This window comes from Micromonospora sp. NPDC048905 (assembly GCF_040649655.1).
GTDB lineage: Bacteria > Actinomycetota > Actinomycetes > Mycobacteriales > Micromonosporaceae > Micromonospora.
This window is the reverse complement of sequence record NZ_JBEZFV010000011.1, coordinates 100,120-127,050: the sequence shown is the minus strand read 5'-3', so window position 1 is coordinate 127,050 and position 26,931 is coordinate 100,120. Positions and strand designations below refer to the sequence as shown.

Sequence of the window (26,931 nt, the reverse complement as noted above, 5' to 3'; positions counted from 1 at the left end):
AGGACTCGGACCATGCGCGACCTTTCTCGTCGCGACCTGCTCAAGGCGACGGCCGTCGGCGCCGGAGCGGTCGCCATCCCCGGAGTGATTGCCGGCAGTTCGGCGTTGGCGGCGGCGGACGGCCCGTCCTCTGGCGGGGAGAAGTTCCCGCCCGCCACGTTGACCGGCCGGATCGTCCGTCCCCAGAGCCCCAACTACGCGGAGGCGAGCCTCGGCTGGGACGAGTTGTTCGTGCGCTACCCGCTGGTGATCGTCTTCGCCCAGGAGACCCAGGACGTCGTCAACGCCCTCACCTGGGCCCGGCAGCACGACGTCGCGCTGCGGGTGCGCAGCGGCCGGCACAGCCTGGAAGGCTGGTCGAACGTCGACAACGGCATCGTGATCGACGTCAGTGAGCTGAAGGACGTCGACATCAACACCGCCAGCCGCACGGCGAAGCTCGGCGCGGGGCTCACCCAGTCCGAGGCGGTCGCCGCACTCGGGGAGTACGACCTCGCGGCGACGACCGGAGGCGAGGGGACCGTCGGCCTGTCCGGTGCGACCCTCGGGGGCGGTCTCGGTTTCCTCACCCGCTACATCGGCATGGCCTGCGACAACCTGATCGGCGTGGAGATCGTCGTCGCGGCGGGGGCCGACGGCGCGAAGGTGCTCCACGTGGACCCGTGGAACCACGCGGACCTGCTCTGGGCGCTGCGCGGCGCCGGAAACGGCAACTTCGGAATCGTCACGTCCCTGACCTACCAGGTGGCTCCGCTGGAGAGCGTCGCCTACCTGCAGGTGACCTGGCCGGGCCTCGACAACCTGCACGACGTCTTCGACACCTGGCAGCACACCGGACCGTTCGCCGACCCTCGTCTCGGCACCCAGGTCGAGGTCCACCCGGACGAGATCCTGCTGTTCGCGGTGCTCGCCGAGGGGTCGGAGACCGAGGCGAGAAGACTGCTCGAGCCGCTCCTCTCGATCGGCAACCCCGAGGTCGTCGTGCGAATCGGCGGCTGGGCCGAGACGTACGCCGGGTTCCAGATCCCGACCGACGAAGATCCGGCGAAGTGGAAGTTCTACTCGCAGTTCACCAGGGAGTTCTTCCCGGCGGAGGCGATCAGCATCGTCCGCCGGTTCATGGAGAAGGCCCCGTCGCCGGACAGCAACTTCTTCGCCCAGGCCTTCGGCCGGGGAGCCCAACGACAGGAGCCCTTCGGCGGCGCGGCGTTCCCGCACCGCGACGCGCTCTTCTACTCCGAGCCCGGCGCGGGCTGGGGCACTCGCGGCGAGCCGGACAGCGACGACGCCGTCACCCCGATCGCCCAGGCCTGGATCGCCGAGTTCAGCCTGGCGATGCGGCCCTACGTGGACGGCGCCTACGTCAACGTGCCGAACATCGGCATGGCGGAGTGGGAGGAGGCCTACTGGGGTCGCAACTTCCCGCGGCTGCGCAAGATCAAGGCAAAGTACGACCCGCACAACGTCTTCCAGTACGAGCAGAGCATCCCGCCCGCGACCCACTGACCTGGACGGCCGGCGGCGAGGGTGACCCCCACCCGCGCCGCCGGCCGCTTCCAACCGCGCCCAGCCCCACGTCGGGATGCGAGTTCCCACCGGTCAAGGGGACTAGGCATGACGCAGGACGACGCGCAGCGGGTGCGGGGCGGTGGTGGCCAGGTCGCCCAACACGGCGAGCAGCAGGACGTACTGACCAGCCGGCTCGTCGGCGAGCAACTCACCGGCGTCGTCGATCAGCAGGGTGAGCGGACCGGCGTCCAGCCGGTCCCGAAGCACGTCGGCGAGGGCGTCCCAGGTGCCACCCAGGTGAGCGGGCAGGGTCAGCGCGTCGGCCAACGCGGCGAAGAGCGCGGGCCTGGTCCGGGTCGTCGCGCCGGCCAGCACCGACGCGCCGCGCACCTCCGGGCACCCGTCCCGGCACACGGTCAACCACCGGTCGTCGTCCGGAGCGACCATCACGTACCTCCCTCGTCTCACCGGTGCCGGCCGGGTCGGACCGGCCGGCACCGGGGGCGGTCAGAGCCGGTAGAAGTCGCTGTAGTGGTTCGGCGAGAACCAGGTGACCCCGGTGCTGCGGTTCACCACGATCCGGTACGCGTCCCGCGCGGCGCCCTGAGTGCGGGGGTAGACGTCGTACTCGTGGTAGGTGGCGTTGGTGGGCAGTTGACCCTCGTAGTTGTAGAACCGGCCGCCGGCGAAGTTGGAGGTGCCACCGCTCCAGGAATACCAGCCACGGCTGGTCGGAAAACCCTTGGCGGACCAGCCGGAGCGGGCGGTGCGGGCGTCCGCGCAGCGGCTGATGGTGCAGGAGCTGTAGACCGCCGCCGAGGCGGAGTCGGTCAACCGGGGGGTGACCACGGACGGACCGACCAGCGCGGCGGCGACCATGGCGAGGAGCAGGGTGAGTGTGGTGGTACGCCGGCGGATCGCGCCGAGCGTGGCCAGCGGGGACACGGGGGTGGACACAGGCTGCCTCCAGACCATCCAGTCCATCGATCCACATGATTGTCGGATCGGGTCCAGTCTCGCCGCTACCGTCCGGCGGTAACACCCCTGGGCACCTCAACTGCTCCACAATGCTCGGTGAACGCCGGATGATCCTCTCCCCGCGGCACCCACGGCGCTTCCCGACGGTGCCGGCCACCGAGGTCGAAAGCCCGGCAGTGACGCGTGGCGTGCCAGCGGGACGGTCCGGTTCGCACCGGTATGCGACGGCGTGGCGACGGGCAAATCCGTCACCGGTTGTTAGCGTGAAACGCGGAACCGTGACCGTGGAGGGGTGCCATGACGGACGCCCCGGACGGGAGGCCAAGGCCGGCGGACCAGTGGCGGCACCGGGGCGTTCGAGGGCTGACCATCGCCCGCGACGCGAGTGTCCGCGGTTGGCGGTGGTGGGCACGAAGCTGGGATCGACTGGTCGCGGCGCTCCAGGACGAGGCGCCCGTCGGATCTGGCGCCGCACCCGCGCCGTCCGGCCCGCTCGTCGAACAACGCGACGTGCCCCGGCTGATCGCGGTCCCGGCCCGCGGGTACGTGTACTCGTTCTACATCCGCGCCACCTTCGCCTGGTCGTCACCGGCGAGCATGCGGGCCGAGGTGCTGAGCTGGTACGTGCAGTACTTCCAGCCCAACGCCATCCAGCGGCTGACCCGGCTCGCCTCCGACGCCGCCCGGGACCTCCCGCCGCACCGGGCCGGGGACCTGGAGTTGGCGTTGCAAGAGGCGCTCGCCGAGGATCCCCAGTGGCACTACCAGCGGGGTGACATCGTCATCACCTGCCGCCCCGACGCCGCCGTCCGGCTCGACGAGCGCATCATGCCGGCGCTCCAGCCGCACGTCGACCGGCTGGTGGAGCTGGAGTACCAGTTCGACGAGCAGCTCCGCAAAGCCCGGTACGCCGAGGAGGTGAGCCGCCAGTGGGCGACGCTCCTGAGCGACCACGCCGAAGACCAGGACATCGCCGACGCCCGCGACCACATGCTCACCGCGCAGAGGGATGCCGCCCGCTGGATCACCGAACTCCTCCGCCGCCACTCCGAGCACCCGACAGACTCGGTGAGCGCGCCCCCGATCCCGCCGCAACAGAGCCGCCCCACCGAGCCCTAGCAGGGGCCCTCCGCCCCCGGAAAAAGAGCACGAGTGAAGAAATACCCCCGATCTCCCGGGCGCGGGTCCGCTACCCACAGGTGATTGGCAAGGTGCAGACGGGCGAGGTCGAGGGACTTCCGCCGATTCTTGGCGTTGAATCTCGGCGCGCCATAGACCGGCGTACGCGCCGCCTGCATCGACTGATGGTGTCGGACTTCTGATGGACGTGGCCGAAACGATCTGCGCGTTCTCTCTGGGTCTAACCGCCGAAGCTCAGCGCCTGCCGCAGACCCACGTCCAGGCTGTCGTTGTACTGCGGATCGGGCTCAGCCGCGGAAGCACTGAGGACGGTGCTGAAGAAGCATCTGGCGCCGACGGCGAGGATCACGCGGAAGATCTCCGTGTCATCGAGACCGTGACTGCGCAGACCCACGACGTCGGCCTCGGTGACGGAGTTCGCGTCTGCCGCGACCTTTCCGGCGAAGTTGACGACTGCGACCTCCTGCGCGGAGAGACCGGCGCTGCCGTGATCCGACGCGATGGCGGCGACGGTCGGCGCGTCGAAGAACTTGTCGCGTAGGACCTTTCCGTGTGCCAGGCCGCAGTAGGAGGATCTCAGGGCCCGAGCCGCGGCGAGGGTCACCAACTCATAGCGGCGCAGCTCCATCTCTGCCTTCACCGCACCGTTGAGCTGCTGCCATGCCAGGTACGCCGCCGGGCTGTGCGCGAACAACCTGGTGTAGTTGGGCAGGTAGCCCATCGCCTTCGTGTCCGTGTCGAACATCCGCTCGGTGTCCGGCGACTGCTCTGCCTGCTGCAGAAGACTCATCCGACTCCCCCCGTGGTTAACGCGGACGGTACGCGGTCGGGACTGCGGACGCTGTCGGGAAATCGGCCGTGCACGGGGGCCGCTACGTGGCCTCCCGTCAACCCAGTCGACCGGGGCAACCGGTCAGACGGCTGCCGCTGCGCTGCGGTGGGCGTTGACGACCCAGGCATCCGGCAAGGCGATCCACTCGTTGTCTCCCACCCGCACCACCGCGCCGTCCAACTTGGGCAGCAACGCCGGATCCTCCATCGGGCAGAGCAGCCACACGTCTCCCGCCCCGCCGCGCGCCGCATCGACCAGCTCGTGCAGCCGCTCCATCGCCCGGTATGGCACCAGCACCGCCGCGTCGTGCAGGAGCACCGGCCCGTCGGCGGACGAGAGCGAGACGCGCAGGGCCGGCGCGGTCATCTGCCACGCCTGCTCGACGTACTGCCCCAGCTTGATCGCCGCCCGCGACCTCTCCTCGGCGACGTCCGCGCCGAAGCCGGCCGTTCAGGCTCTTGATCTCGACGAGGTAGAGGCCGCGGGGGCGGCAACCAACAGATCGACCTCGTAGGGATGGCCATCGTCTCCCGGCGCACCTCGTCGATCTCGTGTACCAGTCGACGGTGGGCGAACCGGACCACCACGATTCCGATGGTTGCGAGCAGCGCATCCCGGCGCAGGTCGATCTCCCGCTGGTGCGGGTCGCCGTGGCTGGTCGCACCGTCGAGTTCGAGGTTGACCCGTTCCCGCTCGGCGAACATGTCGAGGTAGATCGTCCGCCCGACGCTCACCGGCACCTGCCGGCGGAACGCCGGCATGCCGGGGCCGGTGAAGACGTGCTCATGTCCCAGATCTCCAGCGGGCTGCGGCAGCCGTCGGCGAGCTTGGTCAGCAGTGTTCGGAGCACCGCCCGCCCGACGAGCTTCGGCACGGTGTCCAGGGCCGCTGTGAGCCGTTGGGGTGTGGTCAGCCAGTTGTTCACCGCTCGGATCACCGGCGCCCGCCGCTCGGCGGGTGGCAGCATCGGCCAGGAGTCGACAAGTGCCCGCTCGATACGCATGACCGGCAGGTCCCGCCGGACGACGACGTGCGGTGGTCCCATGCTCAGGCCGCAGCGTCGATGTACGACAAGTCCGGGTCGGGTGCGCAGGCTGGCGCTCGCCGGTGTGCTGAGGTGCACCGGTTCACCGGGCGCCGACGGGCGCAACCCCCACAGATCGAGCGCGCTGAGGTGACTGAGCGCGCCGCAGCCGTCTGCCCAGGCGAGAGCCGCCCGATGACCCAGGGCCGGGCCGAGCCGACTGACGGCAGGGGTGCCGGGTCGACTGTCGAGCAGGTAAGCCGCCGCGAAGACCTCGGGCAGCACCACCCCGACCTTCGGCAACCACACCCGCGGCTGCCCTGTGGAAACCCAACCGCCTGTGGACAACGCCCCGCCCAGCTCGACGTCTGTTAGCCGTACTGATCGTTGGCTGCCCAGCACGGCGGGTACCAGCGTGTCGAGTCGCTCAGCTGCCAACGATCAGGGGGATGCGTGTGCAACTGGGAGAACGGGGGTGCCTGTGCTGAGGCTGTCATCTCGCCACCTGATTGGTCTCGCCGTACTCGCCACGGATCGGTAGGTAGTAGGCGGGGAGGAAGCCGGCGATGATGGCAACGCCCGCGATCGGCACGAACCCGCCGACGAGGATGCCGGAGCCGATCCAGAGCAGCGCGAGCGCGAATCGGCGACCGATGGCCCGGACGCCGAACGCGCCGAGGGTGGGGTCGAGCAGTTTGGCGCGGCGGAGGTAGAACCAGATGACGTTGAACAGGGCCGCCGCCATCCACAGTGTGCTGCCGTAGACGAGGACCGCGGTGCGCAGTCCCTGCTCCGCACGGAGCGCCCCGGCGAGGAGCGAGGTGGAGAACGGCAGGAACGCGATGACCATCAGGAGCAACGTGTTGAGGAACAGGATTCCCCGGTTGACGTGTCGGACGCGGTCGTACATGACGTGGTGGTTGACCCACACCTGTCCGATGAGCAGGAAGCTCAGCGCGTAGGCCAGGTACGACGACCAGAGCGCCCCGAGGCCCCGCAGGAGGTGCCCGAAGTCTCGCGGCGGTTGGATCTCCAGCACGAGCAGCGTCACGGCGATGGCGAAGACACCGTCACTGAAGGACACCAGCCGACCCGGTTGACGGGTCAGTGGCGGCGTATCCTTCTGGGCGTTCATGCACCAATCATGCTATATGCCGTTTTGGCCCGTGGCTGGGAACCGGCTCAGGCGGCCAGGGTGGCGTAGCGGCCGTTGCGGTTCAGCAGGCTGTCGTGGGTGCCGGCCTCCACGATCCGGCCGTGGTCGAGCACCGCGATCTGGTCGGCGTCGCGCACTGTGGACAGCCGGTGGGCGATGGTGATCGTGGTACGCCCCTCGGCGAGCACGTCGAACGCCCGCTGCACGGCCCGCTCGGTCTCGGTGTCCAGCGCGCTGGTGGCCTCGTCGAGGACCAGGATGCGCGGGTCGCGCAGCAGCGTACGGGCGATGGCGAGCCGCTGCTTCTCACCGCCGGAGAAGCGGTGGCCGCGGGAGCCGACCATGGTGTCGTACCCGTCGGGCAGCCCGGCGATCAGGTCGTGGATCTGGGCGGCGCGGGCGGCGTCCTCGATCTCGGTGTCGGTGGCCTCCGGTCGGGCGTAGCGCAGGTTCTCCCGGACGGTGGTGTGCAGCAGGTACGTCTCCTGGCTGACCACGCCGACGATCGCGGCCAGGTCGGCCAGGCGCAGGTCGCGCAGGTCGACGCCGTCGACGGTGAGCCGGCCGGCGGTCGGGTCGTGCAGGCGGCTGACCAGGCCGGCGAGGGTGCTCTTGCCGGAGCCGGTCTCGCCGACCAGGGCGAGGCTGGTGCCGGCGGGCACGTCCAGGGTGATCCCGGCGAGGGCGGCGGTGTCGCTGCCCGGGTAGCCGAAGGTGACGTCCTCCAGGCGCAGGTGTCCGCGTACCCGGGCGGGGTCGAGGCGGACCGGCTCGGCGGGGTCGGCCACGTCGACCGGCAGGTCGAGGTACTCGAAGATCCGGGCGAAGAGCGCCAGTGACGCGGTGAGCGAGACGCCCACGTTGAGCAGGCCCATCAGCGGTCGGAACAGGCCGCCCTGCAGGGCGGTGAACGCGACGAGGGTGCCGATGCTCAGCGTGCCGGCGGTGCCCGGCAGTCCGGCGGCGAGGTAGATGACCGCCGGTACGGCGGCGAAGATGATGCTCATCGAGGCCATCCGCCAGCGGCCGGCCAGCTCGCTGCGCAGTTCCAGGTCGACGAGTCGCTCCGAGGAGGCGGTGAACCTGTCGATCAGCGCGGGGCCGGTGCCGAGGGTCTTGGCGAGCTGCACGCCGCTGATCGACAGGCCCTCCTCGACCGTGACGTTGAGGTCGGCGAGTTCGCGTTGCCGCTGGGCGGTGATCTCGCGGCGCATCCGAGCGACGCGGCGGGTCAGCCAGATCGCCGGCGGCAGCACCACGAGCGAGACGAGGGAGAGCTGCCAGGAGAGCGCGACCATGGCCACGGCGGTGGCGACCACCGTGGTGAGGTTGGCCGCGACGGCGGTGGCGGTCGAGGTGACGACCGACTGCATGCCGCCGATGTCGTTGGTGATCCGCGACTGCACCTCGCCGGTGCGCGTGCGGGTGAAGAAGCCCAGCGACTGGCGCTGGAGGTGGCTGAAGACGTCGGTGCGCAGCCGGTGCATCACCCGCTGCCCGACCTGGGTGGAGATCCAGGTCTGCACGACGCCGAGGGCGGAGGTCACGGCCGCGACGGCGACCATGCCGAGGACCAGCCAGACCAGCAGGGTCACGTCACCCTGCGGCAGGGCGCGGTCGATCACGGTACGCAGGAGGAAGGGAGTAGCCATCGCGATGATCGAGGAGAGCACGATGATCACGGTGACCACTGCCAGGGCGGGCCGGTGGGGAGTGAACAGGCGGCCGATGCGGCGTAGTGACACCTGGCGGGCCTGCGTCTTCTCTTCGGCGCTGAGGGTGCGGCGGCCGCGGTCGCGGCCCATGGGGGTGGGTTCCAAGGGGCACTGCCTTTCCGTCGGATATGCTGAGGTTACCTCAACATGAGGTAGCAACCGCATTGGCTGCTACGGTATTCCGGTGACCGAGGACACCACCGGGACTGGCGACGACGACAGCCTGGCCGAGACGTTCTGGGCCGTGGCGTCCCGTTTGCGACGGCAGACGCGGGAGTCGCTGGCCCCCTGGGACATCACCCCCAGCCAGTCCCGAGCCCTCGGTGTGCTGGGCCGCCACGGTGAGGTACGCCCCGGCACGCTCGCCGAGCACCTGCGCATCGCGGCCCGCTCGGCAACCGAGGTCGTCGACGACCTGCAGACCCGGGGGCTGGTCGAACGCCGACCCGACCCGGCCGACCGGCGGGCGACCCTGGTCGCGCTCACCGAGGAGGGCAAGCGCCTCGGCACCGCCATCCGCACCGCCCGCCGCGCCGAGGCCGATCGCTTCTTCGGCCACCTCAACGACACCGACCGCGCCGAGTTGGCCCGCATCCTGCGCACGCTGCGCGCATAACGACCGCCCGCCCGGGTAGCCAGCGGCCCCCGTCTGGTCGGCGGGACCGGCCAGCAAGGGCCGGGGCGACGGTGACGGGAGGCCCGGCTGATGTGCGGGATCAGCGGGGAGGCGCGCTTCGACGGCCGGTCGCCCGACGCGGCGGCGGTCACCCGGATGACCGAGGCGATGCGCTCACGCGGCCCCGACGACGAGGGCCTGCTCGCCGACGGCTGGGTGACCCTCGGGCACCGCCGGCTGACCATCATCGACCTGTCCGACGCGGGCGGACAGCCGATGGTCCGCGACGACCTGGGCCTGGCGCTGGTCTTCAACGGCTGTATCTACAACTACCCGGAGCTGCGCGAGGAGTTGCAGAACGCCGGGTACGCCTTCGAATCCACAAGCGACACCGAGGTGATCCTGGTCGCGTACGCGCACTGGGGTGAACGCTTCGTCGACCACCTGGTCGGCATGTTCGCGATCGGGCTGGTCGACCGGGTGCGGCGACGGCTGGTCCTGGCCCGCGACCGGCTCGGCATCAAACCGCTCTACCTCGCCGAGACACCTGGGCGGCTCCGGTTCGCCTCCACCCTGCCCGCGCTGCTGCGGGCCGGCGACGTCGACACCGGCATCGACCCGGTGGCGCTGCACCACTACCTGTCCTGGCACTCCATCGTTCCCGCGCCGCGCACCGTGCTGCGCGGTGTGCGCAAGCTGCCACCGGCCACCCTGCGGGTGATCGAGGCGGACGGCCGCAGCCGCGAGGAGGTGTACTGGCGGCCCGACTACGTGCGGGAGCCCGCCGACGCGGGGATGGACGCCGCCGACTGGCGGGCCGCCGTCGGGGACGCGCTGCGCACAGCGGTACGCCGACGGCTGGTCGCCGACGTGCCGGTCGGTGTGCTGCTCTCCGGTGGGCTGGACTCCAGCCTCATCGTGGCGCTGCTCGCCGAGGCCGGCCAGCAGCACCTGCGCACGTTCAGCATCGGCTTCGACAGCCGCGACGGCGAGTCCGGCGACGAGTTCCACTACTCCGACCTGGTGGCCCGCGCGTACGACACCGACCACCACCGGATCCGGCTGGCCGACGACGACCTGGTGCCCGCGGTCCGGCGTGCCGTGCTGGCGATGACCGAGCCCATGGGCAGCCACGACGTGGTCGCCTTCCACCTGCTGTCCGAGCAGGTGGCGCGGCACGTGAAGGTGGCACAGTCCGGGCAGGGCGCCGACGAGGTGTTCGCCGGCTACGGCTACCACCAGCCCCTCACCGGGACACCCCGGCACAGTGCCGCCGAGACGTTCGCCGCCGCGTTCTTCGACCGCGACCACGACGAGCTGCGCAGCATCGTCGGCCCGGCGTACGCGTTGGAGCACGACGCCAGCCGAGCGCTGCTCACCGAGCACCTCGCCGCGCCCGGGGCGCAGACCGCGCTGGACGCCGTGCTGCGCCTGGACACCCACCTGATGCTGCCCGACGACCCGGTCAAGCGGGTGGACAGCATGAGCATGGCGTGGGGCCTGGAGGTGCGCACGCCGTTCCTCGACCAGGACCTGGTCACCCTCGCCGCGCACTGCCCCCCGCAGCACAAGGCCGCCCAGGGCGGCAAGGGCGTGCTCAAGGAGGTCGCCCGGGAGGTGTTGCCCGCCGAGGTGACCGACCGCCCCAAGGGCTACTTCCCGGTGCCGGCACTGCGCAACGTGGACGGCCCGGTGCGCGAGATGGTCGCCGAGGCGTTGCAGGCGCCGGCCGCGCGCGAGCGGGGACTGTTCCGCCCGGAGTACGTGGCACGCCTGCTCGCCGAGCCGGACCGGGCCGAGGCGGCGGCCGGCAGCAACAAACTGTGGCAGCTCGGACTGCTGGAGCTGTGGCTCCAGACCCACGACATCCGCTGAGCGCCGCCGATCACCAGGCCGTCGTGCGGGCGGCCAGGTCGTCGAGGACGGCGCGCACCTCACCGGTACGCTCCAGCACCCGCCGCTGCCGGGCGGCGCCGGTGCCGTCGCGGCGCAGCCGGGCCAGCTGTGCCAACACGTACCCCAGGTCGCCGTGGCGCAGCAGGGCCGGAGCGATCACCGCCATCAACTCGTCGACGAGCGCCCAGGCCGGCCGGGTGCCGCCGGCGCGCAGGTCGATCAGCTCGCCGTCGAGGCCGTCGTGGGCGGCCCGCCAGTGCGCGGCGGCCACCAGACAGTCGCGGACGGGCGGCGCGGTCACCCCGGCGCGGACGTCGTCGGCGAGGGTGGCGACAAGCGACCGGACCAGGGCGGCGACCAGCACCGCGTCGTCCACGTCCGGGCAGACGTCGCCCACCCGGATCTCCACGGTCGGGAAGGTCGACGACGGTCGGGCGTACCAGTAGACCATCGCGGCATCGAGCATGATGCCGGCGGCGATCAGCTCGTCGACGGTCCGGTCGTAGTCGGCCGCGGAGTCGAAGTACGGCGTCGGGCCGATGCTGGGCCACCGCTCCAGTTGCATCGACCGCCAACTGGCGTGGCCGGTGTCGTGGCCGTCCTGCAGCGGCGAGTTGGTGGTGATCGCCTGCACCACCGGCAGCCACGCCCGCAGGTGGTTGCAGACCTGCACGGCCAACTCCCGGTCGGGCAGCCCGACGTGGATGTGGCAGCCGCACACCGCCGGGTCGTGCGCCACCGGGCCGTACCGGCGCGACATCGCGTGGTAGCGCGGCTCGTCGGGGACCGTCCGGTGCGGCTCGGCCACCGGCGTGGCACCGATCGCCACGAGCCGCGCCCCGGCCGCCGTGGCGGCCTCGGCGGCGGAGTGGCGCGATGCCACCAGGTGCGCGCGCAGCTCGCCGAGGTCGGCGCAGACCGGGGTGACCATCTCCACCATGCTGTGCCGGAACTCCTGCCGGCTCTGGTCCCGGGCCGGGCCGTGCAGCGCGGCCAGCACCTGGGCGGCCACCGGCAGATTGCGCCCGCTGTCCGGGTCGAGCAGCAGGAACTCCTCCTCGACGCCCAGCGTGAGGGTGGACAGGTCGGGCACGATGCCGGCGGTCGCCGAACGGTATGCCATGACACCTCCCCCACTGCTGCGGCCGGCGCCTCGGTTTCCCGGGCCACCCCGGTGACAAACGCGCGCTCAGGAGAGCAGTGTGCGGGGATGCCGTAGTTGATGCCGTTCGGAGGAGGTTCGGTGAGTCATGGGCCAGGCGGTTGCGGGTAAGCAGAGCGCCGTGACCGACGGCATCCGGGTGGTCGTGGTCGGCGCCGGTTTCTCCGGTCTCGCCGCCGCGCTGGCGCTCAGCCGCGCCGGCGCCCAGGTGCGGGTGTTGGAGGCCCGCGACCGGGTGGGCGGTCGGGTGTTGACCCGTTGGCTGCCCGAGGTCACGCAGCTCGACCTGGGGGCGCAGTGGATCGGCCCGACCCAGGACCGGATGTACGCGCTGGTCGCCGAGCATGGCCTGGCCACCTTCGCGTCGGCGGCCCTCGGCGCGCCCACCCTGCTCTGGGCCGGCCAGCGCCGGGCCGAGCCACCGGCGGACGTCGGCCGGGTGCTCGGCCTGCTCGACGGTTACGCCGCGCGCCTGGACCCGGCCGCGCCCTGGCAGGCGCCGGAGGCCGCGCAGTGGGATCGGACGAACCTCGGCGGCTGGCTGCGCGCGACGGCCGGGGACGACGACACCGCCGACTACCTGGGGCGGCTGCTCGCCGGCGGGCTGCTGGCCACCGGCGCGGACGAGCTGTCCCTGTTGCATCTGCTGTTCTACCTGCGCAGCGCCGGTGGGACCGGTCCGTTGCTGGGGATGGCCGGCGGCGCACAGCAGGACCGGATCGTGGGTGGGCCGCCGGCGCTCGCCGAACGGATGGCCGCCGCCCTGCCCACGGGAACGCTGACGTTTGCCACACCGGTGCGGTCGATCCAACAGAGCATCGACGGGGTGACGGCGTGGACCGACACCGGCCGCGTCGCCGCCGACGCCGTGGTGGTCGCGCTGCCCCCGGCACTGGCCGGCCGGATCCGGTACGACCCGCCGCTGCCCGTGCTGCGCGACGGGCTGACCCAGCGGATGCCGATGGGTTCGGCGTTGAAGGTGCACGCGGTCTACGCGGAGCCGTTCTGGCGCGCCGACGGGCTGTCCGGGGTGTCCACCAGCAGCGCCGGCCCGCTCACCGAGACGGTGGACAACTCCACCCCCACCTCGCCGCTCGGCGTGCTGACCGGGTTCAGCTACGCCACGGACGCCGCCGCGCTGCGGGGCATGTCCCCCGCGCGGCGTCGGCGGTGCCTGCTGGAGGCGTTCGCCAGCGTGGTCGGGCCGCGCGCCGCAGACCCAATGGACCTCGTCGAGTACGACTGGTCGGCCGACGAGTGGACCCGGGGCTGCTTCTGCGGCGCGCTCACCCCGGGCACCTGGCAGACGTACGGTCCGCACCTGCGGGCGCCGGTGGGGCGGGTGCACTGGGCGGGCACCGAGACGGCGACCCGCTGGACCGGCTACCTGGAAGGCGCGGTGCGGGCTGGTGAGCGGGCGGCGGCGGAGGTGCTGGCGGGTTGAGCGGGCACGACCGAGGCCGGCCCGGTCTCGGCGGGACCGGGCCGGCTCGGCCCACGGTGGCGACCCGCGCCAACCCGGCAACCACCGGGCCGGCGCGGGCGCACCGGTCAGGGGTAGGTGGTCAGGTACACCTGCTGGTTGGCCGCGTTCGCGGTGCCACCGGCGTTGTTGATCACCCGGTTGATGGTGCCGACGCCACCGAGCGAGACGGTGACCATGTTGGTGAAGCGCACGTTCGGGTTGGTGGGCACCTCGAAGGCCCGTTCCTCCACGACGGCGGGGTTGACGTTGAAGTAGCTGTAGCTGCCCAGCCCGAACGCCTGGTGGCTGGTCACCGAGTCGGCGACCTTGTACGCGGCGTAGCCCCGGGTCGACCCGTTCATCCAGGCCGCCTGGTTGGGCGGGTCGTACGGCAGTTCGTTCTGGTAGAAGTACGTCCGACCGCCGTTGCCGTTCCAGATGGTCTGGTACTTCTGGTAGTGCTCGACGAAGAGGCCGTACATGGTGACGTTGTCGCCGTTGACGGTGAGCCCGGTGTCGGCGGTGTTCAACGTCCACCCGGTCGGTACGCCGCTGGCGGCGTGGTCGGCCCGCCACAGCCACATGTGGTCTCCGATCACGTTGTCGCTGTTGACGGTCAACGTGTTGGTGGCCTTGCCGACGTGCGGCCCGCCGATGCGGAAGAACACGTCGTGCAGGGAGGTCGGGTTGCTGGCGTGGTTCGCCGACGATCCGGACGGCCCGACCTCCATCAGTACCGGCGAGTTGGTCGTGCCGGCCTCGAACATCAGGCCGGCGACCTTGACGCCGTCGACGTCGGCCACCCGCATCCCGACGCTGCCGTTGTCGGCCTGGATGGTGGCCAGGCCGAGACCGAGGATCACCGTGTCGGCCCGGTTGACCTGGATCGGCTCGGTGACGTGGTGCACGCCCGGGGTGAAGAGCAGGTGCTTGCCCTGGGCGAGGGCCGCGTTGATGGTGGCGGCGCTGGTGCCGGCCTGGACGACGAAGAACTGCGACAGCGAGATGGACGAGCCGGCCGGGGTCTTGTTGTACCAGCTGGTGCCCGTCGAGTTGGTGCGCAGCGCCGGCACGAAGACCCGGTACTCGCCGGTGCCGTCGACGTAGAGGAACGGCTTCTCGCGGACCTGTGGGGTCTGCGCGATGACGGTGTGCGACGGGTTGGGGAAGCTCGGCGCGGGAGCGCCGTTGACGCCCTGGAAGACCATGTTCCACACCGAGCCGGTCCAGCCGTTGCCGAACTCGCTGTTGCGGGAGTACCACTGCTGCTGCGAGCCGGAGACGACCAGGCCGTCGACGCGGGTGTCGGCCATCAGGCCGCCGCTGGACCAGCCGTCGCCGCCGTTCCAGAGCTGGATCTGGTTCTGCGCGCCGCGCAGGTGCATCCGCCGGTACGGCGCGGCCTGGGACACCGCCCAGCGCTCCACGGTCTGCCCGGCGGGCAGGGTGACCGAGAGGTTCTCGGCGGCCCGCCAGAAGTTCTGGGTGGCGTTGCCGCCGAACCAGAACGCCTCGGTGCGGACGTGACCGTTGAGGTTGACGTCGTCCGGGCTCATGCCGAGGCCGGCGACCTGGGTGAAGAAGCCGAGGTTGACGTCGGCGGTGTAGGTGCCGGGCTTGAACAGCACCGCGTAGCGCTGCGGGCCGAACTGGTTGGTCTCCTGCTGGGTGAACAGGGTGTTCAGTCGACTCTGGATGGTCGACGTCGGGGTGCTCGGGTCGAAGACGAACGTGTTCGGGCCGAGGTTCGGGTTGCGCGGGTCGGTCGTGTCGACCGGGGGCTCGCTGGTCCCGCCGCCGGTGGTGTTCACCGCCAGCTCCCACAGCGAGTAGCCGTAGGCGGTGCCCCGCGCGGTGCCGTACATCCGCAGGTAGCGGCCGCTGCCGCTGACGGTGAGGGACTGCGTGCCGCCGGTGCCGGTGGTGGTCGAGTAGATCGACGTCCACGTGGACCCGTCGGTCGAGGTCTGGAGCTGGAAGGCCCGGGCGTACGCGGCTTCCCAGGTGAGCACCACCCGGCAGATCGTGCGGGTGCTGCCCAGGTCGACGCGCAGCCACTGCGGGTCGCTGGCGGTGCTGGCCCAGCGGGTGCCGGTGTTGCCGTCGACGGCGGCGGACGCCGCGAGGCCGGCGTCCTGGGTGGACGAGGCGGTCGCCGGGCTGCCCTGGGCGACGTTGGTGCTGCCGCAGGTGGGCGTGGTGCCCCCGGTCTCGCCGTAGACCTGGAACTCCCAGAGCGAGTAGCCGTAGGCGGTGCCCCGGGCGGTGCCGTTCATCCGGACGTAGCGGCCGGCGCCGGTGACGGTGAGGTTCTGGGTGCCGCCGGTGCCGGTGGTGGTCGAGTAGATCGTGGTCCAGGTGGCACCGTCGTCGGAGGTCTGGAGCTGGAAGGCCCGCCCGTAGGCGCCCTCCCAGAGCAGGTTCACCTGGCTGATGGTGGCCCGGGCACCCAGGTCGACCTGGAGCCACTGCGGGTCGCTGAACGCGCTGGCCCAGCGGGTGCCGGTGTTGCCGTCCACGGCGGCGCTGGCGGGGGTGCCGGCGTTCTCGGTGGACGAGGCGGTGGCGGGGCGGCCCTGCGAGAGCAGGGTGGGCGCGGCCTGCGCGGGGGTGGTGGCACCGGCGGGCGTGAGCGCCGCGACCAGGGCCACGGCGAGCCCGACGAGCAGGTGTCGAACCGCCCGTCGGGGACGCGGGCGTACGGATGTTGCACGAGATGTCATGACATCGCCTGTCGATAGGGGGTTACGGATGCCGCGAGGGTGGGATCGGGCTCGCCCCGTGGTGCCGTGGGTGGTGCCGCCGACGCGACGCCGCGGGTCGGAGAGCGCTCTCGTAGGAGTGTTGCGGCGAGATTGCGGCGGCGTCAAGACATCGATCTATAAGTTCGTTATTTATCCCGAGGATTCTTTTTGTGTAATTCGCCGCAGCCGCCGCCGGTCGTGTTCACCCGGTGATCAAGAGGTTTGCGTCATCCCAGGCGTGATTCCTGACGCAAACCTCTTGATCAACAAGAAAAAGGGGGGGGTGGGGCTCAGCGGCGGACGCCGCCCTCGGTGAGGAAGCGGGCGATCGGCAGCGTGGCGGCGCCCAACGCCACCGCGTCCACGCCGAGGCGGCACAGCTCGATCGACGCCTGCTCGAACGGTTGGCGCAGGGCCTGCCGACCGGCGGCCTCGCGGACGGCCGGCAGCAGGTCGCCCAGCGCCATCGCCGCCCAGCCGCCGAGCACCACCCGCTCCGGGTTGAACAGGTTGATCAGGTTGGCCACGCCCGCACCGAGGTAGCCGGCGGTCTCGTCCAGCACCCGCCGGGCGGTGACCGAGGTGTCGGCGGCGGCGACGAGCGCGGCGAGCTGGGACTCCTCGTCCTCGCCCGGCACCTGTCGACCTCGGCGCGCCTCCCGGTAGCGGTCGATGATCGCCTCCGCGCCCACGTACGCCTCCAGGCAGCCGCGCGCGCCGCACCGGCAGGCCCGGCCGCCGTACACCAGGGTGGTGTGCCCCCACTCCCCCGCGCTGCTGGACGCGCCCCGGTAGGTGGCACCGCCGGTCACCACCGACGCGCCCACGCCGGAGCCGACGAGCGCGAAGACGGCGTGCCGGGCGCCTCGGCCGGCGCCGAACCACATCTCGGCCTGGCCGAGGGTCTTCGCGCCGTTGTCGATGTGCAGGGGCAGGTCGGTGCCCGCGCTGATCAGCCGTTCCAGCGGCACCCGGTCCCAGCCGAGGGCCTGGGCGTGCACGACGGCCTCGACGCCCTGCTCGACGACTCCCGAGACGCCGATGCCGACGCCGAGCACGTCGCCGGGGGCCACCTGCGCCTGACCGGTCACCGCGTCGATGCCGGCCAGCACGTGCCCGGCCACCAGGTCCGGCTCGGTGCGGGCCGGGTCGAGCGGATACTCGACGCTGGCCAGCAGGGTCATCGCGAAGTCGAACAGCTCCACCCGGACCCGGGTCTCACCGACGTCCACGCCCACCAGGAACGCGAAGCGGGGCGCGATCCGCAGCAGCATGCTGGGCCGCCCACCGTCGGACTCGGCGGCCCCGGCCTCGGCGACCAGCCCCTCGTCGATCAGGTCGGCCACCACGTTGCTGACCGCCGGCTGGCTCAGCCCGGTGCTGCGCACCAGGTCCTGTCGGGTGAGCGGGCCGTCGAGGAAGAGCTTGGTCAGCAGGGCGGACCGGTTGCGCAGCCGCACACTGCGGTTGGTGGCACGCGCCAGCTCCACTCGACACCTCGTTCCCGTCGGTCGTTCGAGGCGACTGTAACCGCCTCGTGCTTGACGACCCACCGGCCAACCACTTTAATGACGACATAAATTAAGCCGTGATGTAACTCCCGGGAAACGCCGACGGACCCCGACGGCGCACCCCCGAACCCTGTCCCGCAGCCGGCCACCCGTCGCCCGACCCCTATCGGCGACGGAGGTCGGCGGACCCCCACCACGCACCGGAAGGGCTGACCCGTGTCGAGACGACACCTCGGGATATTCACCGCCGCCGTACTGGCCGCCGCCTCGCTGACCGCCTGCGGCGGCTCCGGCGACGACTCCGCCGCATCGCCCAAGACGCTTACCTACTGGGCCAGCAACCAGGGCGCCAGCCTGGAGGCCGACAAGACGACCCTCCAGCCCGAGCTGGACAAGTTCGAGAAGCAGACCGGGATCAAGGTCACCGTCGAGGTGGTCCCCTGGTCGGACCTGCTCAACCGGCTGCTCGCCGCCGCCGCCTCGGGCAAGGGCCCGGACGTGGTCAACATCGGCAACACCTGGTCGGCGTCGTTGCAGGCCACCGGCGCGCTCGTCGAGTTCGACGACGCCACCCTGCAGGCCGTCGGCGGCAAGGACCGGATCGTGCCCGCCGCGCTCGCCGCCGCCGGCGCCCCCGGCAAGCCGCCGGCCGCCGTGCCGCTCTACAGCATGGCGTACAGCCTGTACTACAACAAGAAGTCGTTCGCCGACGCCGGCATCACCGCGCCGCCGACCACCTGGGAGCAGCTCGCCGAGTACGGCAAGAAGCTGAGCACCGGCGGCAAGTGGGGCCTGGCCATCGAGGGCGCCAACCCGTCGGAGAACGCCCACCACGCGTTCACCTTCAGCCAGCAGTACGGCGGCGAGTGGTTCGACTCGGCCGGCAAGCCGACCTTCGACACCCCGCAGAACGTCTCGGCGATCAAGCGGTACATCGACTTCATGGCCGCCGACAAGATCACCAACCCGAGCAACGCCGAGTACGCGCAGAACCAGTCGGTCTCCGACTTCGCCAACGGCAAGGCCGCCATGCTGCTGTGGCAGTCCGCCGGCTCGAACCTGAAGACGCAGAACATGCCCGCCGACGCGTACGGGGTGGCCCCGGTGCCGTTCCTGGCCAGCCCGCCGGCCGGCGGCAAGAAGGTCAACAGCATGGTCGCCGGCATCAACATGGCCGTCTTCAAGCACACCAAGAACAAGGACGGCGCGCTGAGCTTCGTGAAGTTCATGACCAGCGACGAGGAGCAGACGATCCTCAACAAGACGTACGGTTCGCTGCCGGCGGTGAAGACCGCGGGTTCCGACCCGGCGTTCAGCGCCACCGAGCAGAAGACCATCCAGGAGACCCTGGTCACCACGGCGGCCCCGCTGCCGCAGGTGCCCGAGGAGAGCACCTTCGAGACCCTGGTCGGCACCGCGATGAAGGAGCTGTTCGCGGACGCGGCCAGCGGCAAGCCGGTCACCGAGGCCTCGGTGAAGGCGAAGCTGACCGACGCGCAGCAGAAGATGCGCTGACCCAGGCGTCACCGGTGGCCGTGGTCAGGCGCTGAGCCTGGCCACGGCCACCGCCTCCGAGAGGACCCCGATGGCAACCAGCACCACCGCGCCGGACGCCGACCGGCGCGAACCCCGGGCCGGGTCACCGGCCCGGGAGCCGGCCCGCCGGCCCCGCGGCCCCCGCCGCTCCCTCCTGCCGTACCTGCTGCTCGCCCCGGCCATCGTGCTGGAACTCGCCATCCACGTGATCCCGATGGTGGTCGGGGTCTGGATGAGCCTGCTGGAGCTGACCCAGTTCCACATTCGCAACTGGTCCACCGCGCCCTTCGTCGGACTGGAGAACTACCGGGCGACGCTGGATCTGAACAGCGCCGCCGGCAAGGAACTGCTGCACTCGTTCTGGATCACCCTGGCCTACAGCGTGCTCTCGGTCGGGTTCGCCTGGCTGCTCGGCATCTCGGCGGCGGTCGTCCTGCAGAAGCCGTTCCGTGGGCGGGCGATCCTGCGGGCGCTCTTCCTCACCCCGTACGCCCTGCCGGTCTACGCCGCGGTGATCACCTGGAGCTTCCTGCTGCAACGCGACACCGGCCTGGTCAACCACGTGCTGGTCGACCAGCTCGGGCTGCTCAACGAGCGGCCGTTCTGGCTGATCGGCGACAACAGCTTCTGGTCGCTGCTGGTGGTGTCGGTGTGGCGCAACTGGCCGTTCGCGTTCCTCTGCCTGATGGCCGGCCTGCAGAACGTGCCCGGCGAGATGTACGAGGCCGCCGCGATCGACGGCGCCGGGTTCTGGCGTCGGCTGCGCTCGGTCACCCTGCCGATGCTGCGGCCGGTGAACCGGGTGCTGCTGCTGGTGCTGTTCCTGTGGACCTTCAACGACTTCAACACCCCGTTCGTGCTCTTCGGCGGCTCCGCCCCCGAGCAGGCCGACCTCATCTCCATCCACATCTACCGCAGTTCCTTCAAGACCTGGGACTTCGGCTCCGGCTCGGCCATGTCGGTGGCGCTGCTGCTGTTCCTGATGATCGTCTCGGCCGCCTACCTGCTGATCACCAACCGTCGGAGGGACGACCATGCGTGAGACCGCCGGTGAGCGCTGGGGCCGGCGCATCGTGCTGACCCTGCTCACCCTCTTCGTCGTCATCCCGCTCTACGTGATGGTGACCTCCGCGGCGAAGCCGTTGCAGGACGTGCAGAACGGCTTCACCTGGTGGCCCAGCCGGCCCACGCTGCAACCGTTCATCGACATGTGGAGCACCGTGCCACTGGCCCGGTACCTGGTGAACAGCCTGGTGGTGTCGAGCATCGCGGCGATCTGCTCGGTCGTGGTGGCCATCTTCGCCGCGTTCGCGGTCAGCAGGTACCGGTTCCGCGGCCGGGGCGTCTTCACGGTGACGGTGCTGTCCACCCAGATGTTCCCGGGCATCCTGTTCCTGCTGCCGCTGTTCCTCATCTACGTCAACCTCGGCAACGCCACCGGCATCGAGTTGTACGCCAGCCGTACCGGTCTGGTCATCACGTACCTGACCTTCTCGCTGCCGTTCTCGATCTGGATGCTCGTCGGTTACTTCGACTCGATCCCCCGGGGCCTGGACGAGGCGGCGCAGGTCGACGGCGCCGGGCCACTGCGCACCCTGTTCCAGGTCATCCTGCCGGCCGCCGTGCCGGGCGTCGTGGCGGTCACCGTGTACGCGTTCATGACCGCCTGGGGCGAGGTGCTCTTCGCGTCGGTGATGACCGACGAGGGCAGCCGCACCCTGGCCGTCGGCCTGCAGGGCTACTCCACCCAGTTCAACGTCTACTGGAACCAGATCATGGCCGCCTCGCTCGTGGTCAGCGTCCCGGTCGTCGTCGGGTTCCTGGCCCTGCAGCGGTACTTCGTCGCCGGGCTCACCGCCGGCGCGGTCAAGTGAGTCAGTCAATCCCAGAGGAGACCCGTCCCGTGCCCGACCTGTCCAAGCTGCCACCCGACTTCCTCTGGGGTGTCGCCACGGCGGCGTACCAGATCGAGGGGGCCGTCGACGTCGACGGCCGGGCGCCGTCCATCTGGGACACCTTCTCGGCGACCCCCGGCAAGGTCGAGAACGGCGACACCGGCGCGGTGGCCTGCGACCACTACCACCGGTGGCCCGAGGACTTCGCGTTGCTGCGTCGGCTCGGCGTGGACGCGTACCGTTTCTCGGTGGCCTGGCCCCGGGTGATGCCCGACGGCGTCGGTCGGGTCAACCCCGCCGGGCTGGACTTCTACGACCGGCTCGTCGACACGCTGCTCACCGACGGGATCCGGCCGTTCGTCACGCTCTACCACTGGGATCTGCCGCAGACGTTGCAGGATCGCGGCGGCTGGCCGGAGCGCGCGACCGCCGAGGCGTTCGCCGACTACGCGGCGGTGGTCGCCGCCCGCCTCGGTGACCGGGTCGGCGACTGGAACACGGTCAACGAGCCGCTGTGCGTGTGCTGGATCGGGCACCTGGACGGCACCATGGCCCCCGGCGAGCGGGACCTCACCCGCGCGGTGCACGCCTCACACCACGTGCTGCTCGGGCACGGCCTGGCCACCCAGGCGATCCGCGCCAACGCCACCCGGCCGGCCTCGGTGGGTCTGGTGCTCAACCTCAGCCCGATCGAGGCGGCCACCGACCGACCCGAGGACGTGGCGGCGGCCCGCCGGGCCGACGGGCACGTCAACAGGTGGTGGCTGGACCCGATCCACGGGCGCGGCTACCCCGCCGACATGATCGCCACCTACGGTGTCGAGCCACCGGTACGCGGTGACGACCTCACGGTGATCGCCACGCCCACCGACTTCCTCGGAGTGAACTACTACTTCCGCCAACTGGTGGTCGACGACCCGACCGGCCCGGCCCCGTACGCCCGGCAGGTGCCGGTGCCCGGCTCGGTGGAGACCGCGATGGGCTGGGAGATGTACCCGGCGGGACTGGAACGGCTGCTCGTCGACGTGCACGAGGAGTACCGGCCCGGCCGGATCATCGTCACCGAGAGCGGCTCCGCCTGGCCGGACGAGGTCACCGCCGACGGCCGGGTGGAGGACAAGGAGCGCACCGACCACCTGGAGCAGCACCTGGCCGCGTGCGCGTCGGCGGTGGCCCGGGGGGTTCCGCTGGACGGCTACTTCGTCTGGTCGCTGCTGGACAACTTCGAGTGGGCGTACGGCTACGACAAGCGCTTCGGGCTGGTGCACGTCGACTACGCCACCCAGCGTCGGACGGTGAAGGCGAGCGGCCTGCGCTACGCCGAGCTGATCCGCGCGCACCAACGGCTCGTCCGGACCACCGGCACCGCGACGCCGGTGGCCTGAACGGGGGCGGCGCGAACGGCCGCCCGGGGTGTCGACCCCGGGCGGCCGTTCCCGTCTCCGTTCGGACGACCCGCCCGCTGGCTCACCCGTCGATGAGGGTGCGCAGCCGCAGCAGGTCGGCCGGGGTGTCCACGTCCAGCGGGGACCCGACGTCGTCACAGGGCACCTCGACCACCAGGTCCGGCCGGTCGCGCAGCAGGTCGCGGGCACCCCGGTCGCCGAGGGCGTAGTAGTCCAGCAGCGGCCAGGTCTCCCGACCCAGCAGCACCGGGTGCCCCGGCCGGCCGGCGTAGGTGGCGACCGCGACGACCGCGCCGTCGGCGTACGCGGCCCGAACCCGGTGGACCGCGACCGGGCTGAGCAGCGGCTGGTCGACGAGGACCACGACCACGGCCGGCACGTGGGCCGGCAGGGAGGCCAGGCCCCGGCGCAGCGACGAGCCCAGCCCGTCGGACCAGCGGTCGTGCCGGACCGACACCGCGCCGGGCAGGGCGGGCATCTCGTCGGCGCCCGCGCCGAGCACCACGTGCACGGGTGCGCAGCCGCCGTCGCCGAGCAGCCGGACCCCGCGCCGCACCAGCGGCTCACCATCAAGCTCGACAAGCGCCTTCGGGAGGCCGTACCGCCGCCCGGCGCCGGCGGCCAGCAGCAGCCCGGCGGTCACCGATGGGTCCGGCACCCGGTCACCTCCTGTGTTATTCGCCCTTATTTGTACCGGTAAAGCTAGTCTGGGCCGGTGCCGGACCGAGCAGAGAACGCGACGACCACCGACGAGCGCCACTCGTCCCGGGTGACGGTCGAGGTCAACGGCGCGACCCGCGCGGTGACCCTGGACAACCGCACCACCCTGCTCGACACGCTGCGCGAGCACCTCGACCTGACCGGGGCGAAGAAGGGCTGCGACCACGGCCAGTGCGGCTCCTGCACGGTGCTGCTCGACGGCCGGCGGGTGAAGAGCTGTCTGGTCTTCGCGGTCACCGTGGACGGCCGGTCGGTGGTGACCGTCGAAGGGCTGGCCGGGCCGGACGAACTGTCCCCGTTGCAGGCCGCGTTCATCGCGCACGACGCGTTCCAGTGCGGCTACTGCACCCCCGGGCAGCTCTGCTCCGCCCGCGGCATGCTCGACGAGGTCGCCCGGGGTTGGCCCAGCGCGGTCACCGACGACCTGAACAGGTCCGCCGAGTTGACCGACGCGGAGATCCGCGAGCGGATGGCCGGCAACCTGTGCCGCTGCGCCGCGTACCCGCACATCGTGGCGGCCGTCCGCGAGACGGCCGCGACGCGATGAGGGCGTTCCGCTACCACCGGCCGGTCGACGTGGCCGACGCGGTCGCCGTGCTCGGCGCGGAACCGCACGCGGCCTACCTCGGCGGCGGCACCAACCTGGTGGACCTGATGAAACTCGGCGTGCAGCGCCCCGACGTGCTGGTGGACGTGACCGGGCTCCCCCTGGACACCGTCGAGGAGTTGCCCGACGGCGGGCTGCGCATCGGCGCGACCGTGCGCAACAGCGACCTCGCGGCCCACCCCGTGGTCCGCCGGGACTACCCGGTGCTGGCCCGCGCCCTGCTCGCCGCCGCCTCCGGACAGCTGCGCAACATGGCCACCACCGGCGGCAACCTGTTGCAGCGCACCCGCTGCGTCTACTTCCAGGACACCGGCAAGGCGTGCAACAAGCGGGAGCCGGGCAGCGGGTGCGCCGCCCTGCACGGCCAGAACCGCGATCTGGCGGTGCTGGACTGGTCCGAACAGTGCGTGGCCACCCACCCGTCCGACCTGGCCGTGGCGTTGACCGCCCTCGACGCGGTGGTGCAGGTGCACGAGACCGACGGCCCCCGCGACCTCCCGATCACCGCGCTGTACCGCGCCCCCGGCACGCACCCGGAACGGGAGACCACCCTGGCCCGGGGCGCGCTGATCACCGCCGTGCGGTTGCCACCGCTGCCGGCCGCGCGCCGCTCGACGTACCTCAAGGTGCGCGACCGGGCCTCGTTCGCCTTCGCCGCCGGGTCGGTGGCCGCCGTGCTGGACCTCGACGGCGACGTGGTCCGCGACGTGCGGCTGGCGTACGGGGCGGTGGCGCACCGGCCGTGGCGGGCGTACCGGGCCGAGGAGGAGCTGCGGGGTCGACAGTTCAGCCCGGAGCTGGCCGGGCGGGCCGCCGACGCGGAGCTGGCCGAGGCCCGCCCGTTGCGGCACAACGGCTTCAAGGTGCCGCTGACCCGGGCCATCACCGTGCGGGCGCTCAGCGAGCTGGCGGCGTCGTGAGCACCGACGCGGTCGGCCACGCGTACCCCCGGCTGGAGGGCCGCGCGAAGGTCACCGGCACCGCCCGGTACGCGGTGGAGTACCCGGTGGACGGCATCACCTACGGCTGGGCGGTGCCGTCCGCGGTGGTGCGCGGCCGGATCACCCGGATCGACACCACGGAGGCGCTGGCGTCGCCCGGTGTGCTGGCCGTGGTGCACCACGGCAACGCGCCCCGGATGGCACCCGGCCCGCAGCCGGAGCTGTGGCTGTTGCAGGAGCCGACGGTGCACTACCGGGGGCAGTACGTCGCCGTGGTGGTGGCCACCAGCCTGGAGGCGGCCCGGGAGGGTGCCCGGCTGGTCCGCATCGACTACGACGCCGGCCCGCACAGCACCGTGCTCACCGACGACCACCCCGGCCTGTACCAGCCGGACCACGTCAACCCCAGCTACCCGACGGACACCGCCGAGGGTGACTTCGACGCCGGGTACGCGGCGGCACCGGTGCGGGTGGACGCCACGTACCGCACGCCGGCGTACCACAACAACCCGATGGAGCCGCACGCCACGACGGCACAGTGGCGCGACGGCCGGCTGTTGGTGCACGACTCCACCCAGGGCGCGTCACCGGTGCGGGCCACCCTCGCCGAGATGTTCGAGCTGCCCCCGGAGTCGATCCGGGTGGTCGCCGAGCACGTCGGCGGCGGCTTCGGCAGCAAGGGGTACGCCAAGTCCTCGGTGGTGCTGGCCGCCCTCGCGGCCCGGCACGTGGACCGGCCGGTGAAGCTGGCGCTGACCCGCCAGCAACTGTTCGGGCCGGTCGGCTACCGCACCCCCACCATCCAGCGGGTCCGCCTCGCCGCCGACACCGACGGGCGACTCACCGCCATCTGCCACGACGCGATCAGCCAGACCTCGACCGTCCGGGAGTTCGCCGAGCAGACCGCCGTCTACACCCGCAGCATGTACGCCGCACCGCACCGCCGCACCACGCACCGGCTGGTCCGCCTCGACGTGCCGACCCCGTTCTGGATGCGCGCCCCCGGCGAGTGCCCCGGCGCGTACGCCCTGGAGTCGGCGATGGACGAGCTGGCCATCGCCGTCGGCGTCGACCCGGTGGAGCTGCGCATCCGCAACGACACCGCGGTCGACCCGGACCAGGGGCGGCCGTTCACCAGCCGCAACCTGGTGTCCTGTCTGCGCGAGGGTGCGCAGCGGTTCGGCTGGACCGACCGGGACCCGACGCCCCGCGCCCGGCGCGACGGGCGCTGGCTGATCGGCACCGGGATGGCCGGGTCGAGCTACCCGGCCCGGGCCCGGCCGTCGTCGGCCACGGCCACCGCCCGACCGGACGGGAGCTTCCTGGTCCGGATCGACGCCACCGACATCGGCACCGGCGCCCGGACGGCGATCTGGCAGGTGGCCGCCGACGCCCTCGGGGTGCCGCCGGAACGGGTGGAGATCCACATCGGGGACAGCGCCCTGCCGACCGCGCCGTTGGCCGGCGGCTCGATGGGCACCGCCAGTTGGAGTTGGGCGGTGATCCGCGCCGCGCAGGCGCTGCGCGACAAGCTGCGCGACGGCGGGCCGCCGACCGGCGAGGTCACCGCCGAGGCGGACACCACCGAGGAGGTGGGCGGGCAGCCCGCCCTGCCCCGGTACGCCTACGGGGCGCAGTTCGTCGAGGTGCGGGTCGACGCGGACACCGGCGAGGTACGGCTGAACCGGATGCTCGGCGTGTTCGCGGCCGGCCGGGTGGTGAACCCGACGACGGCCCGCAGCCAGCTCATCGGCGGCATGACGATGGGGCTGTCGATGGCCCTGCACGAGGAGGGCCTGCTCGACGAGCGGTACGGCGACTGGGTCAACCACGACCTGGCCACCTATCACATCACCGGCTGCGCGGACGTCGAGTCCATCGAGGCGTACTGGCTGGACGAGCGCGACGACGAGCTGAACCCGGCCGGGGTGAAGGGCATCGGCGAGATCGGCATCGTCGGCGCGGCGGCGGCGGTCGCCAACGCGGTGCACCATGCCACCGGCGTGCGGATCCGGGACCTGCCGATCCGACTGGACAAGCTGATCGGGTTATCACGCTTGGCTTAAATAAGCTTCTGC

The 26,931-nt window shown here is 71.6% G+C and carries 24 protein-coding genes; 12 read left to right on the top strand and 12 right to left on the bottom strand.

Going from position 1 to position 26,931, the window contains the following annotated elements; all coding sequences use genetic code 11:
• The first annotated feature begins 12 nt into the window (after positions 1 to 12).
• The gene (locus tag AB0C01_RS25935) at positions 13 to 1,506 is read left to right on the top strand and encodes an FAD-binding oxidoreductase (RefSeq protein WP_357572360.1); all 1,494 of its coding nucleotides are present in this window, start codon (positions 13 to 15) and stop codon (positions 1,504 to 1,506) included.
• Between the two features lie 102 nt (positions 1,507 to 1,608).
• On the opposite strand, the gene AB0C01_RS25930 is transcribed toward AB0C01_RS25935, so the two are convergent.
• Both AB0C01_RS25930 and AB0C01_RS25925 read right to left on the bottom strand, forming a co-directional pair.
• Entirely contained in the window at positions 1,609 to 1,956 is a 348-nt protein-coding gene (locus AB0C01_RS25930) for a barstar family protein (RefSeq protein WP_357255650.1), read from the bottom strand.
• Positions 1,957 to 2,016: 60 nt separating this feature from the next.
• Positions 2,017 to 2,388: a ribonuclease domain-containing protein gene (locus AB0C01_RS25925; protein ID WP_357255697.1), complete on the bottom strand. Its 372-nt coding sequence runs from the start codon at positions 2,386 to 2,388 to the stop codon at positions 2,017 to 2,019.
• A 396-nt stretch (positions 2,389 to 2,784) separates the two neighbouring features.
• Here AB0C01_RS25925 and AB0C01_RS25920 point away from each other — a divergent pair, with 396 nt between their 5' ends.
• Positions 2,785 to 3,606, top strand: a complete 822-nt coding sequence (locus AB0C01_RS25920; RefSeq protein WP_357572359.1) for a hypothetical protein — start codon at positions 2,785 to 2,787, stop codon at positions 3,604 to 3,606.
• Positions 3,607 to 3,847: 241 nt separating this feature from the next.
• On the opposite strand, the gene AB0C01_RS25915 is transcribed toward AB0C01_RS25920, so the two are convergent.
• The 6 genes from AB0C01_RS25915 to AB0C01_RS25890 form a co-directional block, all read right to left on the bottom strand.
• Positions 3,848 to 4,417 carry a peroxidase gene (locus AB0C01_RS25915; RefSeq protein ID WP_357572358.1) on the bottom strand — a complete coding sequence of 190 codons (570 nt, stop codon included), beginning with the start codon at positions 4,415 to 4,417 and terminating at the stop codon, positions 3,848 to 3,850.
• 123 nt (positions 4,418 to 4,540) lie between these two features.
• Positions 4,541 to 4,825: a hypothetical protein gene (locus tag AB0C01_RS25910; RefSeq protein WP_357572357.1), complete on the bottom strand. Its 285-nt coding sequence runs from the start codon at positions 4,823 to 4,825 to the stop codon at positions 4,541 to 4,543.
• Positions 4,822 to 5,163: a DUF559 domain-containing protein gene (locus AB0C01_RS25905; protein ID WP_357572401.1), complete on the bottom strand. Its 342-nt coding sequence runs from the start codon at positions 5,161 to 5,163 to the stop codon at positions 4,822 to 4,824. The genes AB0C01_RS25910 and AB0C01_RS25905 overlap by 4 nt, the downstream gene beginning before the upstream one ends.
• Before the next feature lie 26 nt (positions 5,164 to 5,189).
• Positions 5,190 to 5,792, bottom strand: coding sequence for a hypothetical protein (locus AB0C01_RS25900; RefSeq protein ID WP_357572356.1), 603 nt, complete (start codon positions 5,790 to 5,792; stop codon positions 5,190 to 5,192).
• 184 nt (positions 5,793 to 5,976) lie between these two features.
• On the bottom strand, positions 5,977 to 6,618 hold the full coding sequence (locus tag AB0C01_RS25895; protein WP_357255640.1) for a TMEM175 family protein: 642 nt from the start codon (positions 6,616 to 6,618) through the stop codon (positions 5,977 to 5,979).
• 47 nt (positions 6,619 to 6,665) lie between these two features.
• Positions 6,666 to 8,444 carry an ABC transporter ATP-binding protein gene (locus AB0C01_RS25890; RefSeq protein WP_357255695.1) on the bottom strand — a complete coding sequence of 593 codons (1,779 nt, stop codon included), beginning with the start codon at positions 8,442 to 8,444 and terminating at the stop codon, positions 6,666 to 6,668.
• A 94-nt stretch (positions 8,445 to 8,538) separates the two neighbouring features.
• Here AB0C01_RS25890 and AB0C01_RS25885 point away from each other — a divergent pair, with 94 nt between their 5' ends.
• The gene (locus AB0C01_RS25885; RefSeq protein ID WP_357255638.1) at positions 8,539 to 8,970 is read left to right on the top strand and encodes a MarR family transcriptional regulator; all 432 of its coding nucleotides are present in this window, start codon (positions 8,539 to 8,541) and stop codon (positions 8,968 to 8,970) included.
• Between the two features lie 90 nt (positions 8,971 to 9,060).
• Positions 9,061 to 10,845 (top strand): N-acetylglutaminylglutamine amidotransferase, encoded by a 1,785-nt coding sequence (locus tag AB0C01_RS25880; protein WP_357572355.1) that lies wholly within the window; start codon positions 9,061 to 9,063, stop codon positions 10,843 to 10,845.
• 10 nt (positions 10,846 to 10,855) lie between these two features.
• Here the strand turns inward: AB0C01_RS25880 and AB0C01_RS25875 are convergent, their stop codons facing one another.
• Positions 10,856 to 11,989 carry a glutamate--cysteine ligase gene (locus tag AB0C01_RS25875; RefSeq protein WP_357572354.1) on the bottom strand — a complete coding sequence of 378 codons (1,134 nt, stop codon included), beginning with the start codon at positions 11,987 to 11,989 and terminating at the stop codon, positions 10,856 to 10,858.
• A gap of 127 nt (positions 11,990 to 12,116) precedes the next feature.
• On the opposite strand from AB0C01_RS25875, the gene AB0C01_RS25870 reads away from it, so the two are divergent.
• Positions 12,117 to 13,472, top strand: coding sequence for an FAD-dependent oxidoreductase (locus AB0C01_RS25870; RefSeq protein ID WP_357572353.1), 1,356 nt, complete (start codon positions 12,117 to 12,119; stop codon positions 13,470 to 13,472).
• Positions 13,473 to 13,579: 107 nt separating this feature from the next.
• Here the strand turns inward: AB0C01_RS25870 and AB0C01_RS25865 are convergent, their stop codons facing one another.
• Both AB0C01_RS25865 and AB0C01_RS25860 read right to left on the bottom strand, forming a co-directional pair.
• Positions 13,580 to 16,216 (bottom strand): discoidin domain-containing protein, encoded by a 2,637-nt coding sequence (locus AB0C01_RS25865; RefSeq protein WP_357572352.1) that lies wholly within the window; start codon positions 16,214 to 16,216, stop codon positions 13,580 to 13,582.
• A gap of 311 nt (positions 16,217 to 16,527) precedes the next feature.
• The gene (locus AB0C01_RS25860) at positions 16,528 to 17,727 is read right to left on the bottom strand and encodes an ROK family transcriptional regulator (protein WP_357255628.1); all 1,200 of its coding nucleotides are present in this window, start codon (positions 17,725 to 17,727) and stop codon (positions 16,528 to 16,530) included.
• A 237-nt stretch (positions 17,728 to 17,964) separates the two neighbouring features.
• Between AB0C01_RS25860 and AB0C01_RS25855 the strand changes: the two genes are divergently transcribed.
• The 4 genes from AB0C01_RS25855 to AB0C01_RS25840 all read left to right on the top strand — a co-directional run bounded on the left by AB0C01_RS25855 (position 17,965) and on the right by AB0C01_RS25840 (position 22,564).
• Positions 17,965 to 19,263 carry a sugar ABC transporter substrate-binding protein gene (locus AB0C01_RS25855; protein WP_357255627.1) on the top strand — a complete coding sequence of 433 codons (1,299 nt, stop codon included), beginning with the start codon at positions 17,965 to 17,967 and terminating at the stop codon, positions 19,261 to 19,263.
• A 70-nt stretch (positions 19,264 to 19,333) separates the two neighbouring features.
• Positions 19,334 to 20,326 carry a sugar ABC transporter permease gene (locus AB0C01_RS25850; RefSeq protein WP_357572351.1) on the top strand — a complete coding sequence of 331 codons (993 nt, stop codon included), beginning with the start codon at positions 19,334 to 19,336 and terminating at the stop codon, positions 20,324 to 20,326.
• Positions 20,319 to 21,158 carry a carbohydrate ABC transporter permease gene (locus tag AB0C01_RS25845; RefSeq protein WP_357255623.1) on the top strand — a complete coding sequence of 280 codons (840 nt, stop codon included), beginning with the start codon at positions 20,319 to 20,321 and terminating at the stop codon, positions 21,156 to 21,158. Before AB0C01_RS25850 ends, AB0C01_RS25845 begins: the two co-directional genes overlap by 8 nt.
• A gap of 29 nt (positions 21,159 to 21,187) precedes the next feature.
• Complete coding sequence (locus tag AB0C01_RS25840) at positions 21,188 to 22,564, top strand: GH1 family beta-glucosidase (protein ID WP_357572350.1); 1,377 nt, start codon at positions 21,188 to 21,190, stop codon at positions 22,562 to 22,564.
• 82 nt (positions 22,565 to 22,646) lie between these two features.
• On the opposite strand, the gene AB0C01_RS25835 is transcribed toward AB0C01_RS25840, so the two are convergent.
• Positions 22,647 to 23,243 (bottom strand): nucleotidyltransferase family protein, encoded by a 597-nt coding sequence (locus AB0C01_RS25835; protein ID WP_357572349.1) that lies wholly within the window; start codon positions 23,241 to 23,243, stop codon positions 22,647 to 22,649.
• A gap of 111 nt (positions 23,244 to 23,354) precedes the next feature.
• Between AB0C01_RS25835 and AB0C01_RS25830 the strand changes: the two genes are divergently transcribed.
• The 3 genes from AB0C01_RS25830 to AB0C01_RS25820 are packed head-to-tail and all read left to right on the top strand — an operon-like array spanning position 23,355 to position 26,919.
• Positions 23,355 to 23,852, top strand: coding sequence for a 2Fe-2S iron-sulfur cluster-binding protein (locus AB0C01_RS25830; RefSeq protein ID WP_357572400.1), 498 nt, complete (start codon positions 23,355 to 23,357; stop codon positions 23,850 to 23,852).
• On the top strand, positions 23,849 to 24,832 hold the full coding sequence (locus AB0C01_RS25825; RefSeq protein WP_357572348.1) for a xanthine dehydrogenase family protein subunit M: 984 nt from the start codon (positions 23,849 to 23,851) through the stop codon (positions 24,830 to 24,832). Before AB0C01_RS25830 ends, AB0C01_RS25825 begins: the two co-directional genes overlap by 4 nt.
• Positions 24,829 to 26,919: a xanthine dehydrogenase family protein molybdopterin-binding subunit gene (locus tag AB0C01_RS25820; protein WP_357572347.1), complete on the top strand. Its 2,091-nt coding sequence runs from the start codon at positions 24,829 to 24,831 to the stop codon at positions 26,917 to 26,919. The genes AB0C01_RS25825 and AB0C01_RS25820 overlap by 4 nt, the downstream gene beginning before the upstream one ends.
• Positions 26,920 to 26,931: the final 12 nt, after the last annotated feature.